At 74.6% G+C, this 18,162-nt stretch carries 17 protein-coding genes; 10 read left to right on the forward strand and 7 right to left on the reverse strand.

Annotation, left to right across the window (positions count from 1 at the left end):
- Window positions 1-20: 20 nt before the first annotated feature.
- The 3 genes from ACWDVG_RS14675 to ACWDVG_RS14685 form a co-directional block, all read right to left on the reverse strand.
- A complete protein-coding gene (locus ACWDVG_RS14675; protein WP_451699510.1) occupies window positions 21-824 on the reverse strand; it encodes an endonuclease I family protein in 804 nt (267 codons plus the stop codon).
- Between the two features lie 212 nt (window positions 825-1,036).
- On the reverse strand, window positions 1,037-1,753 hold the full coding sequence (locus ACWDVG_RS14680; protein ID WP_451699511.1) for a hypothetical protein: 717 nt from the start codon (window positions 1,751-1,753) through the stop codon (window positions 1,037-1,039).
- A 154-nt stretch (window positions 1,754-1,907) separates the two neighbouring features.
- A complete protein-coding gene (locus ACWDVG_RS14685) occupies window positions 1,908-2,372 on the reverse strand; it encodes an Lrp/AsnC family transcriptional regulator (RefSeq protein ID WP_451699512.1) in 465 nt (154 codons plus the stop codon).
- 119 nt (window positions 2,373-2,491) lie between these two features.
- On the opposite strand from ACWDVG_RS14685, the gene ACWDVG_RS14690 reads away from it, so the two are divergent.
- The 4 genes from ACWDVG_RS14690 (at window position 2,492) to ACWDVG_RS14705 (ending at window position 7,578) form a co-directional block, all read left to right on the forward strand.
- Window positions 2,492-3,622 carry an asparaginase gene (locus ACWDVG_RS14690; protein WP_451699513.1) on the forward strand — a complete coding sequence of 377 codons (1,131 nt, stop codon included), beginning with the start codon at window positions 2,492-2,494 and terminating at the stop codon, window positions 3,620-3,622.
- A 317-nt stretch (window positions 3,623-3,939) separates the two neighbouring features.
- Window positions 3,940-5,373 (forward strand): aspartate ammonia-lyase, encoded by a 1,434-nt coding sequence (locus ACWDVG_RS14695; protein ID WP_451699514.1) that lies wholly within the window; start codon window positions 3,940-3,942, stop codon window positions 5,371-5,373.
- A gap of 162 nt (window positions 5,374-5,535) precedes the next feature.
- Window positions 5,536-6,663, forward strand: a complete 1,128-nt coding sequence (locus ACWDVG_RS14700; protein WP_451699515.1) for a hypothetical protein — start codon at window positions 5,536-5,538, stop codon at window positions 6,661-6,663.
- A 138-nt stretch (window positions 6,664-6,801) separates the two neighbouring features.
- The gene (locus ACWDVG_RS14705) at window positions 6,802-7,578 is read left to right on the forward strand and encodes a hypothetical protein (RefSeq protein WP_451699516.1); all 777 of its coding nucleotides are present in this window, start codon (window positions 6,802-6,804) and stop codon (window positions 7,576-7,578) included.
- 38 nt (window positions 7,579-7,616) lie between these two features.
- On the opposite strand, the gene ACWDVG_RS14710 is transcribed toward ACWDVG_RS14705, so the two are convergent.
- From ACWDVG_RS14710 to ACWDVG_RS14720, 3 genes are all read right to left on the reverse strand, one after another.
- Entirely contained in the window at window positions 7,617-8,990 is a 1,374-nt protein-coding gene (locus ACWDVG_RS14710; RefSeq protein WP_451699517.1) for an NAD(P)/FAD-dependent oxidoreductase, read from the reverse strand.
- 198 nt (window positions 8,991-9,188) lie between these two features.
- Window positions 9,189-10,385: a YncE family protein gene (locus tag ACWDVG_RS14715; RefSeq protein WP_451699518.1), complete on the reverse strand. Its 1,197-nt coding sequence runs from the start codon at window positions 10,383-10,385 to the stop codon at window positions 9,189-9,191.
- Between the two features lie 261 nt (window positions 10,386-10,646).
- On the reverse strand, window positions 10,647-10,982 hold the full coding sequence (locus ACWDVG_RS14720; RefSeq protein WP_451699519.1) for a hypothetical protein: 336 nt from the start codon (window positions 10,980-10,982) through the stop codon (window positions 10,647-10,649).
- A 208-nt stretch (window positions 10,983-11,190) separates the two neighbouring features.
- Between ACWDVG_RS14720 and ACWDVG_RS14725 the strand changes: the two genes are divergently transcribed.
- The 6 genes from ACWDVG_RS14725 to ACWDVG_RS14750 all read left to right on the forward strand — a co-directional run bounded on the left by ACWDVG_RS14725 (window position 11,191) and on the right by ACWDVG_RS14750 (window position 17,242).
- On the forward strand, window positions 11,191-12,399 hold the full coding sequence (locus tag ACWDVG_RS14725) for an RNA ligase (protein ID WP_451699521.1): 1,209 nt from the start codon (window positions 11,191-11,193) through the stop codon (window positions 12,397-12,399).
- A gap of 2 nt (window positions 12,400-12,401) precedes the next feature.
- Window positions 12,402-13,319 (forward strand): phosphatase domain-containing protein, encoded by a 918-nt coding sequence (locus ACWDVG_RS14730; RefSeq protein WP_451699522.1) that lies wholly within the window; start codon window positions 12,402-12,404, stop codon window positions 13,317-13,319.
- 67 nt (window positions 13,320-13,386) lie between these two features.
- Window positions 13,387-14,088 carry a ribonuclease H family protein gene (locus ACWDVG_RS14735; protein WP_451699523.1) on the forward strand — a complete coding sequence of 234 codons (702 nt, stop codon included), beginning with the start codon at window positions 13,387-13,389 and terminating at the stop codon, window positions 14,086-14,088.
- Between the two features lie 288 nt (window positions 14,089-14,376).
- Window positions 14,377-15,060 carry a GNAT family N-acetyltransferase gene (locus ACWDVG_RS14740; RefSeq protein ID WP_451699524.1) on the forward strand — a complete coding sequence of 228 codons (684 nt, stop codon included), beginning with the start codon at window positions 14,377-14,379 and terminating at the stop codon, window positions 15,058-15,060.
- 179 nt (window positions 15,061-15,239) lie between these two features.
- Complete coding sequence (locus ACWDVG_RS14745; RefSeq protein ID WP_451699525.1) at window positions 15,240-16,322, forward strand: enoyl-CoA hydratase/isomerase family protein; 1,083 nt, start codon at window positions 15,240-15,242, stop codon at window positions 16,320-16,322.
- The gene (locus ACWDVG_RS14750; protein ID WP_451699545.1) at window positions 16,322-17,242 is read left to right on the forward strand and encodes a glutaminase; all 921 of its coding nucleotides are present in this window, start codon (window positions 16,322-16,324) and stop codon (window positions 17,240-17,242) included. Before ACWDVG_RS14745 ends, ACWDVG_RS14750 begins: the two co-directional genes overlap by 1 nt.
- Before the next feature lie 274 nt (window positions 17,243-17,516).
- Here ACWDVG_RS14750 and ACWDVG_RS14755 read toward each other — a convergent pair whose 3' ends face one another.
- The gene (locus ACWDVG_RS14755) at window positions 17,517-18,152 is read right to left on the reverse strand and encodes a histidine phosphatase family protein (protein ID WP_451699526.1); all 636 of its coding nucleotides are present in this window, start codon (window positions 18,150-18,152) and stop codon (window positions 17,517-17,519) included.
- Window positions 18,153-18,162: the final 10 nt, after the last annotated feature.

Consider the following 18,162-nt stretch of genomic DNA (forward strand, 5'->3'; position numbering starts at 1 on the left):
GCGCGCGCCCGGCGGGGGCTCTACCAGATCGCCTCGACCCACTCCGGGTGGTCGATGAACGGGTTCCGGTTGCCCTGATAGGTGGAGTGGATGACGTTGTTGCGGCGCTCCTCGAAGGCGCTCGGCGGGTCCTGCTCGTTCCACTGCTTCAGGACGGCGAGGCGGCCGTGGAAGGGCACGCTGCCGTTGGCGGTCGACTCGTTGGGCTCCAGGTCCGCCCAGGCGTCGTCACCCTCGTAACGGACGGCCATGTAGAGGATCATCCGGGCCACGTCGCCCTTGTCGGCGTCGCGCGGCTCGAAGGAGTTGCTGTCCGTGTAGCTGCCGGAGGCGCCGCTGACCGCGCTGCCGCCGAAGTCCCAGTCCTTGTTGCCGCGGATGCTGTTGACCTGGACGTCACAGGCGCGCAGGTGGTGCAGGTCCGTGCCGGGGCCCGCGGAGGTGCCGAAGCTGCCGTGCGACTGGGCCCAGACGTGCTCCCGGTTCCAGTCGCCGAGGTCACCGCCGTTGAGGGACTTGCTGCGCGAGACACCGCTGTACAGCAGGATCACGTTGTTGGTGTTGTTCGGGTCCTGGTCGGTGTTCTTGAGCGCGGTCCAGACCGCGTCGTACGAGATCTTCGACTGGCTGCTGATGATGGTGTGCAGCGAGGACTTGAGGCTCGCACCGGTCTTGCCGATCGCGTTCTTGTAGTACGTGGAGTCGTAGGCGGTGGTCGTCGCGCTCGCGGGAGTCGCGGTGACCGAAGTGAGCGTGAGCGTGGCGAGAGCGGCGGATATCGTCGCAGCCCAGGCCTTCCATCCACCAGTGCGCACAACGGACATGGGGGGCCCTTTCCCGGGGACGTACGCGGCGGGCCGCCGCCGTGCGGCTCGACGGGCGGCGACTCTACGCGTGTTGACTTCGTGTCATCCGGGAGGGTGACATGGACATGGGTACTGCCGTGTAACGGGGAGAAGGCACTTCCGTGACGTTCTCGCATACGCCGCGACGGCCGGCGCGCGGGACCGCGGGCAGCGGTCCCGCGCGCCGGTGATCAGGGGGTGTAGGGCGCGTCGCTGTGGCTGAGCTCGACCATCGCGGGCTCCACCACCCGGTGGACCGCGGTGCGCCGGATCGTCACGACGGCCGTCGGGTCCGTGTCGTGGCGCGTCAGGTAGACGACGGTCGCACGGCGCGCGGGCGCCGCGGCGACGGTCACCGACTCCACGGGCGTACGGTCGCCCAGCGCGGCCGCCGCGGCGGGCACCGGCGTCCCGCCGTCGTTCCGCCACGTCACGAGGCCGTAGAACCGGCCGGTGCCCTCCGTGGTCACCTTCACCGCCGCCACGGCGTCCGGCGAGGCGTCTCCGGTCAGGTCCCCGATCGCGCACTGCGGCTGAAGCTCGATCAGCAGCCCGTCGCCCTCCCAGCGTCCGTCGCTCAGCCGGATCGTCCCCTCGGGCGCGTCCGGCAGCCGGAGACCGGCGTTCTGCAGCTCGGCGTTCCGCAGCTGCTCACAGGTGAGCGCGCGGGAGGGGCCCCGGTCGCGCGGCTTCCCCGAGGAGGACGGCGATCCCGAGGGCGTGGCCGATTCCTTGCCCCCGCCCCCGGCCTGCCCGGGCGCCCGCGACGAGGCACCCGGCTTCGACGGCTTCGCCTCCGACCCGTCCCGGCCCTTCCCGTCGCCCTGGCAGCCGACCACCGAAACCGCCACGGTCACCGCGGCGACGACCCCCGCCGCCCGTCTGCGCCAGTTGCCCGATGTGCTCATCACGGCCCCCCCGAATGCTCCGCCCGCTCCCGCGGGCCTGTCTACGTCCGACACGGCCGAGGACGCCCGCGCCCCCCACCGCGGTTGCGGCCGAAAACCATGCCGTCCCCCCCCCGGGGGGCGGAGGCGGGGGTGCGGACCGTCCGCGAGCGGCTCAGCCGCCCCGGACGTCCACCGGCATCCCCTTGGGCTCCTTGATCCGCTTCATGATGATCTGCGAGTTCACCTCGGTGACCCCGGCGAGCGTGGTCAGCCGCTCGATCCACAGCCGTTCGTACGCGGCGAGGTCGGCCACCGCGATCCGCAGCAGGCACCCCGGGCTCCCGAAGAGCCGGTACGCCTCGATGACGTCCGGGACGTCCTGGAGGGCCGCCTCGAAGGCCTCGACCGTCTCCCGGTCGCGCCGCACCTCGACCGAGACCAGCACCTCGAAGCCCCGCCCCACCGCCTCCGGGTCGATGATCGCCCGGTACCCCTGGATCACCCCGTCCTGTTCCAGCTGGCGCACCCGGCGCAGGCAGGGGGAGGGGCTGAGGCCGACCCGCTGGGCCAGCTCCTGGTTGCTCAGCCGGCCGTCGTTCTGGAGCTCGCGCAAGATATGGAGATCGATTCGGTCCATGGCGCAATCTTCTACCACGATGAAACATTCCCGCAGCGCAATTGGCAATCGTCTTGCGCGCCTCCTGTCCTATCGTTGCGAGCATCAGCAGGGTGTACGGCACAGTGAGGGACAGAGGCATGAAGCGGACGAACGACGGAGCCCCGCGGCGGATCGTCGTCATCAGCACCGGCGGTACGATCGCCAGCCGCTGGCAGGGCACGGGCTACGCGGCCGACGCCTCAGGAGACGACGTCCTCGCCACCGCGCCCCTCCCCGAGGGCGTCACCGTCGAGGTCGTCGACCTCTTCAACGTCAACAGCTCGCTGATGACGACCGCCCACCAGCTGGCCCTGCTCCGCACCGTCCGGGACACCTTCGCCGACCCCGGCGTCGACGGCATCGTCGTCACCCACGGCACCGACACCCTGGAGGAGACGGCCTTCCTCCTGGACCTCCACCACGCCGACGCCCGCCCGGTCGTCCTGACCGGCGCCCAGCGGCCCTTCGGCACCGGTGACGGCGACGGCCCCGGCAACCTCTACGACGCCCTCCAGGTCGCCGCGTCCGTCCGCGACCTCGGTGTCCTCGTCGTCTTCGACGGCCGCGTCCACGCGGCCCGCGGCACCGTCAAGACCCAGACCCTCGCCGCCGACGCCTTCTCCGACCCCTCCTCCGAGCGCCTCGGCCGGGTCGGCTTCTCCCGCGTGGACATCGAGCGGCAGCCCGAGCGCCCGACGCCCCTGCCGGTCCCCGCCGCGGCCGCCGACGCCACCCCCGGGACCGCCCCCGGGACCGCGCTGCCCCGCGTCGACGTCATCACCCACCACGCCGACGGCGACCCGGTGCTCTTCCGCGCCGCCCGCGCCGCGGGAGCGCGCGGCATCGTCCTGGTCGCCACCGGCGCCGGCAACGCCACCCCCGAGATGGCCGAGGCCGTCGCGGAGGCCGTCGCCGACGGGGTCCTCGTCGCCGTGACCACCCGCGTCCCGGCCGGGCCGCTCGCCGAGATCTACACCGGCGGCGGAGCGGTCGACCTCGTCGCCGCCGGCGCCCTGCTCACCGGGACGCTCCGGGCGAGCCAGGCCCGCATCGCGGTCCTCTCCGCGCTCCTCGCCGACGACGAGGCCGTCGCGGGCTCCGGCGCGGGCGCCGACCCCGCCCACCGCACCGCCCTGCTGCGCCGCCTCCTCGACGGCCCCGTCCGCGCCGAACCGGCCCTCGCCACCGGCGGCTCCCGCTCGGCCTCGGCCGTCGCGACCCGCGCCTGACCCGCGGGGCCGCGGCCCCCGCCCCCCCCCACGGCGCACCCCTGCCCCCGGCTCGCGGGCGACGTCCCACGCCCGCCCGCGAGCCGGCCACCACCCGTGCTCTTCCTCCCCGCGCGCGCCCGGCGAGCGGCGCCCCGCCCTGCCCGCGCCCGGCCGCTCCCGGCGGCTCGGAGGACCCGCCGCTTGCCGCGGCGGCGGCGCCGACGCGCGCGCCCACCCCCCCGTACACCCACCCCTCCCCGTACGAGCGCGTCCCCGCCCCCGGCCGCACCCCCACCTTCCTCCCCGACGCCAGCACCCTCAAGGAGACGGCACCCATGACCTCCGTACCGACCCCGCGCGACCCCTCCGTGCGGCGCGAGCACGACCTCCTCGGCGACCGGGACGTACCCGCCGACGCGTACTGGGGCATCCACACCCTCCGCGCCACGGAGAACTTCGCCATCACCGGCACGCCCATCTCCGCCTACCCGCTCCTCATCGACGCGCTCGCCGCCGTCAAGGAGGCCGCCGCCCGCGCCAACGAGGAGCTCGGTCTGCTCCCCGCCGACAAGGCCGACGCCATCGCCGGTGCCTGCCGGGAGATCCGCTCCGGCCGCCTCCACGACCAGTTCGTCGTCGACGTCGTCCAGGGCGGCGCCGGCACCTCGACCAACATGAACGCCAACGAGGTCGTCGCCAACCGCGCCCTCGAACTCCTCGGCCACGCCAAGGGCGACTACGCCCGCCTCCACCCCAACGAGGACGTGAACCTCGGCCAGTCCACCAACGACGTCTACCCGACCGCCATCCGCGTCGCCGCGATCGGCGCCGCCCGCGCGCTGCTCCGGGCGATGGCCGTGCTCCAGGACGCCTTCGCCGCCAAGGCCCTCGAGTTCCGCGACGTCGTCAAGATGGGCCGCACCCAGCTCCAGGACGCGGTGCCCATGACGCTGGGCCAGGAGTTCTCCACGTACGCCGTGATGCTGGAGGAGGACCGGGGCCGGCTCGCCGAGGCGATCGAGCTGATCCACGAGATCAACCTCGGCGCCACCGCCATCGGCACCGGCCTCAACGCCGCGCCCGGCTACGCCGAGACCGCCCGCCGCCGCCTCGCGGAGCTGACCGGCCTGCCGCTCGTCACCTCCGCCAACCTCATCGAGGCGACCCAGGACTGCGGCGCCTTCGTCCAGCTCTCCGGCGTCCTCAAGCGCATCGCGGTCAAGCTGTCGAAGACCTGCAACGACCTGCGGCTGCTCTCCTCCGGCCCGCGGGCCGGCCTGGGCGAGATCAACCTGCCGCCCGTGCAGGCCGGTTCGAGCATCATGCCCGGCAAGGTCAACCCGGTGATCCCCGAGGTCGTCAACCAGGTCGCCTTCGAGGTCATCGGCAACGACATCACCATCACCATGGCGGCCGAGGGCGGCCAGCTCCAGCTCAACGCCTTCGAACCCGTCATCTTCCACGCCCTCTCCAAGAGCCTCCTGTCGCTGCGGGCCGCCTGCGTCACGCTCGCCGAGCGCTGCGTCGACGGCATCACCGCCAACACCGAGGCCCTGCGCGCCGCCGTGGAGAACTCCATCGGCCTCGCCACCGCCCTCAACCCGCACCTCGGCTACACCGCGGCCACCGCCATCGCCCAGGAGGCCCTCGCCACCGGCCGCGGCGTCGCCGAACTCACCCTGGCGAAGGGCCTGCTGCCGGCCCACCGCCTCGCCGAACTCCTCACCCCGGAACGCCTCACGGGCGCCCCCGGCCCCGTGGTGGGCTGACCACTCCCCGATCTTCCCGATCTCCCCGATCGACGACGGCGGAACGAGGGCCCCTGCGTCGATGACCGAACCCTCGCGGCTCCGAGCCCCGACCCGTTCATGTGATCATGTGGCCGGTCCCTGACGTGGGGCCCGCCGAGGGGAACGACCAGGGAGTGCGGTGTGAGCGGGGCCGGGGAGCAGGACGGTTCGTCCGTGTCGGACGAGGAATGGGAGCGGTTCCTGCGCGAGTCGGTGACGGGAGCGTCCGGAGCTCCCGTGGAGCCCTCGGCGCGCGCCCGCGAGATGGAGCGGCGGCTGCGGGACCGCCCCGGCCACCCGGAGAGTAGGCGCACGTACGAGCCGGCCCGGCCGCGGCGCAGGAAGGGCTGGTACGTGACCGGCTTCGTGGCCTGCGTTGCGCTCCTGGTCGTCGCGGTCTTCCCGCAGCGGGTCGTCGGCTGGTTCGGCGGCGACGACGGCGGGCAGGACACGACGCCGGCGGCCGCGGAGACGGACCGCCCCCGTGAGGCGCCCGGTGCCGAGCCCGACCTCCGCCCCACCCTCGCCGAACCCTTCCGCGGCTCACCCGCCGCCCGCTGGGCCGACGGCGCGGCCGGGATCACGGTGCCCGAGGCCAGGGCGACCGGCTGGATGAACGCCGCCGAGGTCGAGCGGGCACTGCGGCAGAGCCGGGACTTCCTGGTGGCCACGGGCCTCGACACCGGCGTGCTGCGCGGCGAACGGCCGACCAGGGCGATCGCCCTGCTGAACCCGCACCAGAAGGACGTCCAGGAATACGTCCGCACCTCCCTGTCGACGACGGCCCCCACCCCCGACACCGACCCCCTGCTCCTGTTCAGCCGCTTCCGGCCCGACGGGGCCACACTGGTCGGCGACACGGTGAAGACGCGCGGCCGGCTCACGTACCGGGAGGGGAAGCGGGGCGCGGTCGAGGTGACGGCCGACGTCACCTTCGTGTACCCGGTCACCCCGGCGGCGGGCGACGGCGGAGCCGACGCCGAGGTCGTCCGCACGATCGTCCGGCGCGAGATCGTGATGAGCTGGGACGACCCCGCGAAGGTGCTCACCGCACCCGGCACCCTGTCCCTCGTCTCGTACGCCATCGACCTGACGAACGGCGGCTGCGCCGCCCCCACCGGCTACTTCGAGCCCCCGTTCGGCGCCCCCGACGCCCAGTCCGCCGAAGGCGCGGAACACGTCGACCCCTACGACCGCAGCCGCCCGGTCGACACGACCGGCGGCACGTCCCCGAAGGCCGACGGCTGCGCGACGGCCACCCGCTCGTAGCGAGGGCGCGCTCCTTCCGGGGGCGCGCCCCGTCAACCCCGGCTGCGCCGGACGGGTGAGGACGGGGGAGGGGTGCGAGGCGCGGACGGGGGAGCGGGTACGCATCGGGGCATTGCCCCCGGCCAGGAGGACCGCTCCATGCCCGTCCGCAAGGGCGCCGCCGCCCCGCTTCCGTCCGTGCTCGCGTTCGGCGCGGGCACCCTGTGCGCGGCGCTGCTGCTCACCGGCTGCGCGCGCCCCACCCCGCCCGCCCCCGCCGCTCAGACGCCGCCCCCGGCGGCCGGGCGCACCGCGCCGCACGGCGACGCCCGGCCCGACCGGGCGCAGCGGATCCCGGGCATCGGCGGGCTCACCCAGTCCCGCATCCCCGACGGCACCGCGCAGGCGCTCGTCGTCAGCGGGGCCACGGCCGACAGCAACACCGCGACCGCCGTCCTCTACGCGCGCGACGCGGTGGGGCGGTGGGCGGTGGAGGCCGGACCGTGGGCCGCCCACAACGCCCTCAAGGGCTGGACCGCCGACCACCGGGCGGGCGATCTGCGCTCGCCGACCGGCGTGTTCCGGCTCGGCGACGCGGGCGGCCGGCTGCCCGATCCGGGCTCCGGCCTCCCGTACGACGAGGACCCGGAGTTCGCCATCAGCGGCACCGGCTTCTCGGGCGAGTCCCTGGAGGGTTCGTTCGACCACGTCATCGCCATCGACTACAACCGGGTGCCCGGCAGGACACCGCTCGACAAGGAGCGGCCCCTCGGCCCGGAGAAGGGCGGCGGGGTCTGGATCCACGTCGACCACGGCGGCCCCACCCAGGCCTGTGTGTCCCTGGAGCGCGAGTCGCTGCGGGAACTGCTCCGCGCCCTCGACCCGGCCCGGGAGCCCGTCGTGGTCATGGGGCCGGCCCTCGAACTCGCCCGCTGAGCAACGAGGGCCGGGCCCACGAGGCCGGGGCCGGGGACTCAGCCGGTGCCCGCCGCGCCCCGGAACGACGCCGTGTGGCTCCGCACCTGCTCGGGCGTCAGATACGCGTCCGTGTACTCGAAGTCCCGCAGCGTCCCGGCCTTCGAGGCCAGGAACCCGGTCCGTACGAAGTCGTCCCCGGCCACCGCGTTCAGCAGCCAGTTCGTCATCACCCGGGTCTTCGCCACGTTCGTCCGCAGCGCCCCCCAGTGGTAGGCGCGGGCCACGGCCTGCGCCGGCATCCCGTGCAGTTCGACCCCGAGCGGCTTCGACACGCCGTCCTTCCCGCCCAGGTCGACGACGAGGCCCAGGTCCTTGTGCACGTACGGGCGGACGGGCTCGCCGCGCAGCGTCGCGACCAGGTTGTCGGCGACGGCCTTGCCCTGCCGCATCGCGTGCTGCGCGGTGGGCGGGCAGATGGCACTCTCCTCGCCCTTCGCGAGGTCGGGGACCGCCGCCGCGTCCCCGAGCGCCCACACGCCGTCGTACGACGGCACCTTCAACTCGGGGGTGACGACGAGCCGCCCCCGTACGGTCTCCGCGCCGAGCGTCCCGATGAGCGGGCTCGCGGCCACGCCGGCCGTCCAGATCAGCGTGCGGCACGGCAGCACGCGCCCGTCGGTGAGGGTCACGGTCTTCTCGTCGACCGAGGCGACGGAGACGCCGAGCGAGACCTCGATGCCCCGGTCGGTGAGGATCTTCATCGCGGCGGCACCCAGCTTCTCGCCCAGTTCGGGCATGAGCTTGGGCGCGATGTCCACCAGGTGCCACTTGATCAGCGCCGGGTCGAGCCGCGGATAGCGCTTGACCGCGTTCCGGGTGAGCAGCTGCAGGCAGGCCGCCGTCTCCGTACCGGCGTAACCGCCGCCCACGACCACGAACTGCAGCCGCGCCGCCCGCTCCGCCTCGTCGTCGCTCGCGTCCGCCAGGTCCAGCTGCGCGATGACGTGGTCGCGGATGTACACGGCCTCGGCGAGGGTCTTCATGCCCCGCGCGTACTCGGAGAGGCCGGGGATGTCGAAGGTGCGGGTCACGCTGCCGGGCGAGAGGACGAGGTGGTCGTACGGCTCCGTCACGTACTCGCCGTTGATGGTCCGCACGACGCACACCTTCGTCGCCGTGTCGATCCCGACGACCCCGCCGGGGACGATCCGGGTCCGGTGGCGCTCGCTGCGGCGCAGCGACAGCGCGACCGACTGCGGGGTCAGCACACCGGACGCCACCTGGGGGAGCAGGGGGAGGTAGAGCTGGTACGAGAAGGGAGACAGGAGCGTGATCTGCGCCTCCCGCTCGGTGAGCCGCCGTTCGAGCCGCCGCACGCACCCCACTCCGGCGAATCCGGCACCCACCACGAGAATCCTCGGTCGCGTCACGCTGTCCGCCCTTCCTCCGCGGGTGCGGCCCGCCGCCGGGGCGACCGCGTGGGGATCACGCGGTCCGGTTGCTCCCGTGGCGAAGGCCGCCGACTTTCCGTCCCGTCTTGCCGTGGTCACCCCTTTCTATCCCCATCGGAGTGCGATCGCCCCTCGGCGGCGGGAGCGGACGGCTCAGCGGACGGCTCAGCGGACGGCTCAGAGAACGACGATCCCCAGCGGCCGCGAGCCCGCGGCCAGGCGGCGCGTGTCGCCCGTCTCCAGGTCGACCACGGTCAGGCCGTCCCAGTAGCCGTCCCGGGTGAAACCGCCGGTCACGTACGCGGTGCGCCCGTCCCGGGAGACCGCCACGTCCTCGTGCGGGCCCTCCAGCGGATGGACCCGCTCGACGCCGTCCGGGGTCCGTACGGTCAGGGAGGGGCCCTCGTCCTCCTCCGGGTCGATCGGCCCCGTGCCGACGGCGAGCAGCGTCCCGTCGGGGGTCACCGTCGCCCCGTGCTGGTGGGTGTCCGCCGTCATCGGCTCGACGGTCGTGCGGCCGGTCCGCGGGTCGACGACCGCCAGGCGCTCGCCCTCGAACGGCAGCAGCAGCCGGCCGTCGGACGGCCGCACCGCCGCGTAGTGCGGCTTCAGCCAGGAGCCGAGCCCGCCCTCCGTCCCGTAGGGGGCGACCTCGATGCGGCGCGGCTCCAGGGTGGCCGCCGTGACGACCGTGACGTCGAAGGAGTCGTGGTTCGTCGCGTACACCTCGCCGCCGTCGCGCGCCACGTCGACGTCGAAGGGGCGCATGCCCACCGGGACGGTGTCCGTGACGCGCAGCGACGCCGTGTCGACGACCTCCAGGACGCCGTTCTCGCCGGGCACGTTGACGCCCACGTACACCCGGCGGCCGTCGGGCGCGAGGGCGATGCCCATGCCACCGCCCCGGTACTCGCCCGTCGTCACGGGACCGGTGTCCGTGCGGTACGGGACGAGGGCGACGCGCTCGCGGGTCGCGGTGTCCACGACGGCGACCCCCTCGGCGGTCGCGACCCAGGCCCGGCCGTCGGCGCCGAGGGCCAGGCCGTACGGGGCGGTGCCGACCCTCACCGAACCGGTGGCCCCCCGCTCCGGGTCCACGAACGTGACGGTGTCGGAGCCGAAGTCGGCGACGAGCAGCGTGCCGGGGGCGGTCGAAGAGGCGGTGGTGGGAGAAGGGGCGGCCGACGACCCGGTGGTCGAAGAGGGGGCGGCAGACGACGAGGCCTTCGTGGGCGGGCCGGGGGAGGCCGTGGCCGAACCGGAGGCGGCGGCCGCCCCGCCGGACCCCTGCGCACACCCCGCGAGCAGCACGACGGCGACCGCCCCGGGCAGCAGCGCCCGGACGGTACGGGAGGTGCGGCGGATCTTCGTCATGTCGGACTCCTCGGTCGCGGACCACGCGCGGAGGGCCCCGTGGGCCCGTGCCACGCCCTGCCCCGATCCTCCGTCCGCACCCGCCGGCGGGCGGTCCGACGGCCGGGTCGCGACCCGCGACGGTTCGGACGACCCCCGTGTCCACCGATCGGCTGACCCCGCCCGCGCCCTCGTCGGTCCGGGACCGGTCGCGAAGCCGCACGACCACCCCGAAGCCGGACGACCACCGCGCCGAGGTACGTCGACCGCGAAGCCGTGCGACTACTGCTGCATCGACCGGTGCGCGGCGACGATCCCCTGGTGGCCGGGCGCCCCGGCGCCCATGCCCGGGTGGCCGCCCTGCGCGGGGAGGCCCGGGAGACCCATGTGTCCCGTCGGGGCGCCGACCTGAGCGCCGCCCTGGTGGTGCCCGACCTGTCCGGGAACCGCGGGAAGCGCGCCGCCCTGGTGGCCGGCGGGGCTCGGCGCGGGGACGCGGATCACCCGGCTCAGGTCCCGCAGCACCTCCTCAGCGGCCTGCCGGACGTCACCGGGAACATCCCCCCGCTCCCGTATGAGCTGGGCGTAGATGGGTGCGGTTCCGTCCGCGTGATTCATGGGATTCGCTTCCTTCAACCGGTTCGGCGCCGTCACCGACGGCGCGACGGCGAGTCTACGGGGCGCCACTGACACGCAGGGGCTCGGCCCGGGCGCCGAGAGCTCCGTCACACGGGCCCGCGGTCCGTCGCGGCCGCAGGGAAAAACCGGTGTCCCCCCGGCCGTCCCCCGCCCGAGAATGGATCATCGAACACCCGGGAGGGACCCCATGAGCCAGGAGACCCTGACTCTGCACGACCTGATGCCGTCCGACGAGCTGGCCGCGGCCGTCGAAGCCGGGCACGTCACGCGCAAGGCGCACCCCGAGCTGCCGCTGTCGATCTACACGTACACGCGCGCGTGCCAGTACCAACAGCACTGGAACCGCGCGACCACGCGCTGCCGCGGACTCGTCGCCGACGACACCACCGGCCGGGTCGTCGCCCTGCCCCTCCCCAAGTTCTTCAACCTCTCCGAGCACGCCACCGGCCGCCCCTACGCGCCGCCGCTCCCCGACGAGCCGTTCGAGGTGTACGAGAAGGTCGACGGCAGCCTCGCCGTGGTCTTCCACTACGCGGGCCGCTGGCGGGCCGCCTCCAAGGGCTCCTTCACCAGCACCCAGGCCGTCTGGGCCCAGCGCCGCCTCGACGCCGCCGACACCGGCGCCCTCGTCCCCGGCGTCACGTACCTCGCCGAGGTCCTCTACCCCGAGAACCGCATCGTCGTGAACTACGGCGACCGGCGCGACCTCGTGCTGCTCGCCGCCTTCGGACCGGACGGCACCGAGGTCCCGCTCGCCGAGGCCGCCGCCTCCTGGGACGGGCTCGGCTCCGTCGTCCGCACCTGGCCGGCCACGACGGTCGCCGCGCTCCAGGCCCTCACCGAGTCGAACACGCTCCCGGACGGCCTGCGCGCCACCGGCACCGACGCCGAGGGCTTCGTCCTCCGCTTCGCCTCGGGGCTGCGCGCCAAGGCCAAGCTCGCCGAGTACGTACGCCTCCACAAGGTCCTCACCGGCGTCACCGAGCGCGACATCTGGCGCGACCACGGCGTCCAGCGCTTCGCGGGACTGCCCGCCGCGCAGGTCGCCACCGGCATCGGCTGCGACGTCTCCCAGGTCGAGGCCCACGACGGCAAGCCGCTGGACGCCCTCCTCGAACAGGTCCCCGACGAGTTCGACGCCTGGGTGCGCCAGGTCGTCGACCGGCTGGAGCGGGCGGCCACCGCCCGCGAGGCGGCCGTCGACGAGGCCTACGCGCGCCTCTCCCACCTCGCCGGCGACCGCGCCGCCTTCGCCCGCGCCGCCGCGGGGCTGACCGACCGCGCCCTGCGCGCCGCCGTCTTCCTCCGCCTCGACGGGCGCCCCGTCGACCTCCTCGTCTGGCGGCAGCTCCGCCCCGAGGCCACCGACCCCTTCGCCACCGCCGAGGAGAACTGACCGTGCCCGTCGTCCACGTCATGACCGGACTTCCCGCCTCGGGGAAGACCACGGCCGCCCACGCCCTCCAGGAGGCCGCCGAGGGCCGCATGCGGCGCGTCAACCTCGACGACCTCCGCGCCATGCTCGACCGGCCCGCGCCCGAGCGCGGGCGCTCCCGGACCCACGAGCAGACCGTGCTCGGCATCCAGGACGCCGCCGTCCGCGCCGCGCTCGACGACGGCTTCGACGTCGTCGTCGACAACACCCACCTCACCCCGCACATCCCCAAGCGGCTCAAGGCCGCCGTGATGGGCCGCGACGCCACCTTCGTCGTCCACGACTTCACGGACGTCCCCGTCGACGAGTGCGTCCGGCGCGACGCCGCCCGCGAGCGGCCCGTCGGCGAGGAGATCATCCGGATCCTCGCCGACAAGCACGCCAAGGCCACGCGTGGCGGCTGGCGCCTCACCGAAGCCTGGCTCAACGAGCGCCCCACCGCCACCCCCTACGTCCCGGACCCGGGCCTGCCCTCGGCCGTCATGTGCGACATCGACGGCACCCTCGCCCTGCGCGGCGACCGGGGCCCGTACGACTTCACCCGCTGCGACGAGGACCTGCTCAACGTCTCCGTGCGCGACGCCCTGCGCGCCTTCAGGAACGCCGAGCGGGACCGGATCGTCCTGCTCTCCGGCCGCGGCGAGGACCACAGGACGCTCACCGAGGCCTGGCTCGCCCGGCACGAGGTGCCCTACGACGAGCTGTGGATGCGGGCCTCGGGCGACGGGCGCGGCGACGACGTCGTGAAGGCGGAGCTGTTCGACGCGCACGTCCGCCGGCGCTACGCGGTCCGCGTCTCCCTCGACGACCGCGACCGCGTCGTCGCCCTCTGGCGCCGCATGGGCCTGCCCACCTGGCAGGTCAACTACGGCGCCTTCTGACCGGCTCACGGCCGCACGGCCGCGGGGAGCGGCCCGACCACCCCCGCGGCCGTGTCAGGATCGAGGGATGGAGAAGATCATCGCGGCGTGCGACGGCGCGTCGAAGGGAAACCCCGGCCCGGCCGCCTGGGCCTGGGTCATCGGCCGTGCCGACGGCCGGGTCGAGCGCTGGGAGGCCGGACCGCTGGGCCGCGCCACCAACAACGTGGCCGAGCTGACGGCCCTGGAGCGCCTGCTCGAAGTCCTCGACCCCGCCGTCCCCGCCGAAGTCCGCATGGACTCGCAGTACGCCATGAAGGCCGTCACCACCTGGCTCCCCGGCTGGCGCCGCAAGGGCTGGCGGACGGCCGCGGGCACGCCCGTCGCCAACAAGGACCTGGTCGTGCGGATCGACGCCCTGCTCACCGGCCGGGACGTCCACTTCGTCTACACCCCCGCCCACCAGGCGGACGGTGACCCGCTCAACGACGCCGCCGACCGGGCGGCCAGCCACTCCGCCCGTACCCAGGAGCCCCTCGGCTCCGACAGCGGTGCCGAACTGCCCCCGGCCGAGCCCGCCGCCGCGCGCTCCTCCGCGCCCCGGGCCCGCTCCTCCGCGCCCCGTACGGGCGGCGCCGCCTCCGGTGCCGGACCGGCCCGCAGGACTCGCCCGTCCGGCGGCACCCTCAAGGCCAAATTCCCGGGCCGCTGCCGCTGTGGTCGTGCCTACGACAAGGGCGAGACCATCGCGAAGAACGCCGACGGCTGGGGCCATCCCACCTGCGTCTGAACCGACGGGCCGTCCGACTGGCGGGCGGCCCCGTCCGGCCCGTGAGACCGGTCAAACCGGGCGCGCGGCAGGCTTCACCCGCGCGTGGACGCGGGTTCTCCCGGGGTTCTGTTCTCGGAGCGGTCGGGGCTGCATACTGTTCCTCCTCGCACCTGGTGACGAACCGTTTTACCTGCTCATTTGTCGTTCTCACGACACCTTCGGCACCCGGCGAGAACCTCCCTCCAGCTGCCGCCGCGGCGACCCCGCGGCGGGAGCCTCCCCTGCCCGTGAAAGACCCGAGGTTCCGTGCCAGTACCTGTTCTCCTGACCGGGCGCTCCGTGCGCCTGGAGCCGCTGGCGATGCGGCACGCCGAAGCCCTCGCCCGGGCCGGCGGGGCGGACCGATCGGCCTACGCCTTCACCCCCGTACCCGACGGCCTGGAGTCGGCGCTCGACTACATCGCCCGCGCCCTCACCGACCAGGCGGCCGGCCGCTGCCTGCCCTTCGCCGTGGTGAGCACGGCCGACGGGCGGGTCATCGGCTCCACCCGCTTCCTCGAACTCGACTACTGGCGGGGGCCGCTGGTCTGGCCGCCCGTCCCCGGGACGCCCCACGGCGACCCGCTCACCGCCGTCCCGGACGCCGCCGAGATCGGCAACACCTGGATCGCGGGCGACGCCCGGGGCACCGGCGTCAACGCCGAGGCCAAGCTCCTCATGCTGCGGCACGCCTTCGAGGCATGGGGCGTCCGCCGGATCACCCTGCGGGCCGACGCGCGGAACACGCGCTCGCGGATCGCGATCGAACGGCTCGGCGCGACCTGCGAGGGCGTCCGCCGGGCCCACTCCAGGGGCCTCGACGGCGCCGTCCGGGACACGGCCTTCTACTCGATCCTCGACGAGGAGTGGCCCACCGTCCGGGACATCATCGAGCTGCGGCTCTCCACCCCCCGCAGGATGCCCGGACTCCAGGACCTGCTCCCGGCCTGAGGCCCCGGGGGCGCGGCCGCCGTCGGCGCCCGCGCCCCCGGGCGCACGGGTTCCCCGGCCGCTTCTCCGCCCGGGGCCGCGGGGGTCGTCGCCGTGCGGACGCGGCCCCCCGAAGGCCCGCCGCCCACCGCCCGGTACCGTGATCGCAGAACGCCCCGCGCCACACGGGAAGGGACCCAGTGAACGTGCCGACCGGAACTCCCGACGTGCTCCTCCGGACGGAGGGCCGGGCCGGGTTCATCACCCTGAACCGCCCCCGCGCCATCAACGCGCTCACCCACCCCATGGTCCTCGCCGTCGACGCCGCCCTCACCGCCTGGGAGCACGACCCCGCCGTCACCACCGTCGTCATCGAAGGCGCCGGCGAGCGCGGCCTGTGCGCCGGCGGCGACATCCGCGCCATCCACGACGACGCCCGCGCCGGAGGCTCCGCATCGGCCGCCTTCTGGCGCGACGAGTACCGGCTCAACGCCCGCATCGCCCGCTACCCCAAGCCGTACGTCGCCCTCATGGACGGCATCGTCATGGGCGGCGGCGTCGGCGTCTCCGCGCACGGCTCCGTCCGCGTCGTCACCGAACGCTCCCGGGTCGCCATGCCCGAGACCGGCATCGGCTTCGTCCCCGACGTCGGCGGCACCTTCCTGCTCGGCCGCGCCCCCGGCGAACTCGGCACCCATCTCGCCCTGACCGGCGGGCGGATCGGCGCCGCCGACGCCCTCCTCACCGGCCTCGCCGACCATCACGTCCCCACCGCCCTCCTGCCCGCGCTCGCCGAGGACCTCACCCGGCTCCCGGCGCGCGAGGCCGTCGCCCGCCACGCCACCGCCCCGCCGCCCGGCGTCCTCGCCGAGGACCGCGAGTGGATCGACGCCTGCTACGCCGCCGCGACCGTGGAGGAGATCGTCGAGCGCCTCGACGGGACCGGCGTCACCGCCGCCAAGGAGGCCGCGACCACCCTCCTGGCCAAGTCCCCGACGGCCCTCAAGGCCACCCTCGCGACCCTGCGCCGCTCCCGGGCGCTCGCCACCCTGGAGGAGGTCCTCGACCTGGAGTACCGCGTCTCCTGCGCGGCGCTGGCCACCCCCGACCTCGTCGAGGGCATCCGGGCGCAGGTCGTCGACAAGGACCGGAACCCGCGGTGGACCCCGCCGACCCTGCGCGAGGTCGGGGACGCGGACGTCGCGCGCTACTTCGCGACCCCCGCCTCGGGCGACCTCGGCCTCGGCCCCGGCGCGGGCCTGTCCGGGGACGGCCGGGCGTGATCGTCTCCCCGTCCTTCCAGCCCGTCCTCGACCGGATCGCCGAGGAGATCGCGGAGCTCACCGAACGGGGCCGCCCCGCCGACTACATCCCCGCCCTCGCCGCCGGCGACCCGAGCCGCTTCGGGATGGCCGTGGCGGAGCTCGACGGCACCGTGTACGGGGTCGGTGACTGGCGCAGGCCCTTCTCCACCCAGTCCGTCACCAAGGTCTTCACCCTGGCGCTCGCGCTCGCCGGCGAGGGCGACGCCCTCTGGGCCCACGTCGGCCGCGAGCCGTCCGGCGACCCGTTCAACTCCCTGGTCCAGCTGGAGTACGAGAACGGCATCCCCCGCAACCCGTTCATCAACGCGGGCGCCCTCGTCGTCACCGACCGCCTGCACCGCCTCACCGGCGACGCCTCCGGCAGCCTCCTCGCCTTCCTGCGCGCCGAGAGCGGCAACCCCGGCATCGACTTCGACCCCGAGGTGGCCGGCTCGGAGGCCGCCCACGGCGACCGCAACGCCGCCCTGGCGCACTTCATGGCCTCGTACGGGAACATCACGGGCCCCGTGCCCGAGTTGCTCCGCGAGTACTTCCGCCAGTGCTCCCTGGAGGCGTCCTGCGCCGACCTCGCCCTCGCCACCGGCTTCCTGGCCCGCCACGGCATCCGCGCCGACGGGACCCGGCTGCTGACGCGCAGTCAGGCGAAGCAGGTCAACGCCGTGATGCTGACCTGCGGGACGTACGACGCGGCCGGGGACTTCGCCTACCGCGTCGGCCTCCCCGGCAAGAGCGGCGTCGGAGGCGCGGTCGTCGCGGTCGTCCCCGGCCGCTGCACCCTGTGCGTGTGGAGTCCGGGCCTGGACAGCAGGGGCAACTCGGTCGCCGGCGTCACCGCCCTCGACCGCTTCACCACCATCACGGGCCTGTCCGTCTTCTGACCCGGGTGCGGGGCCGGGCGGCGCCGGCTGCGTTCCGGGTGAGACGGCCTAGGCCGTCTCTTCCGGATCTTGCCGGGCTCCCGGCGTCCGGCACCGCTGCCCCGTAGCCCTGCGGGCACGGGAGGTGCCCCCACGCCGCGTTGTCGTCGGTCGCCGATGCTCCGCATCGCTTCCCTCCTCCGCCTTGCGAGCCGTCCCCCAGGCCCAGAGGGCCTGGGGAGACCCCATGCACCGGACGCCGCTCGCTGATCCGGCCTGATCCGAAAGAAACGACCTAGACGTGCAGCTCCGGTGGGAAGCCGGTCCAGCGGAGTTCCGCGGGGAGGTGGCCCGTGTCGTTGAAGAGGAGCAGGGCCGGAGGCCTGCCCGGGGCGTAGCGGATGACCGTCAGCGCCGCGTGGGCGTGGTTGATGCCCAGCCAGCGCCACTTCGGCGCGTCGAGGGCGTCGCGCACGAGCCAGGCGACGAGGAAGGCATGGGTCACCACGAGCTCGTGGCGGGGCTCGTCGCCCGCGACCGGTCCGGTGAACCGGGCGAGCGCCTCCCGGGCGAGTCCCGGGCCCGGCTCGCGTTCCTCGGCGGGGAACGAGGCCAGGAAGCCGAGCATCGCGTCGGCCGTCCGCGGCGGCAGGTCGACCGGCAGCTCGTCGCGCGGCGGCACGTGCGGGACGTAGTCGCCCGCGGAGTCGGCGCGGTGCAGGGGAACGCCGTCGAGCCGCTCGCCGACCAGGCGGGCCGTCTGCTCGGCGCGGGCGAGCGGACCGTGGTGGATCGCCGCGAGCGGGGCCCCGCGCAGCCGCTCACCGAGCAGCACCGCCTGACGGCGGCCGTTCTCCGTCAACGCGCTCTCGTCCGGCGTCGCTTCGCCGTGCCGGGCGAGATAGAGGTAGCGGGCGGCGCTGCCGGTCATGAGCGGCTCC

The organism is Streptomyces sp. NPDC003327 (assembly GCF_053589515.1).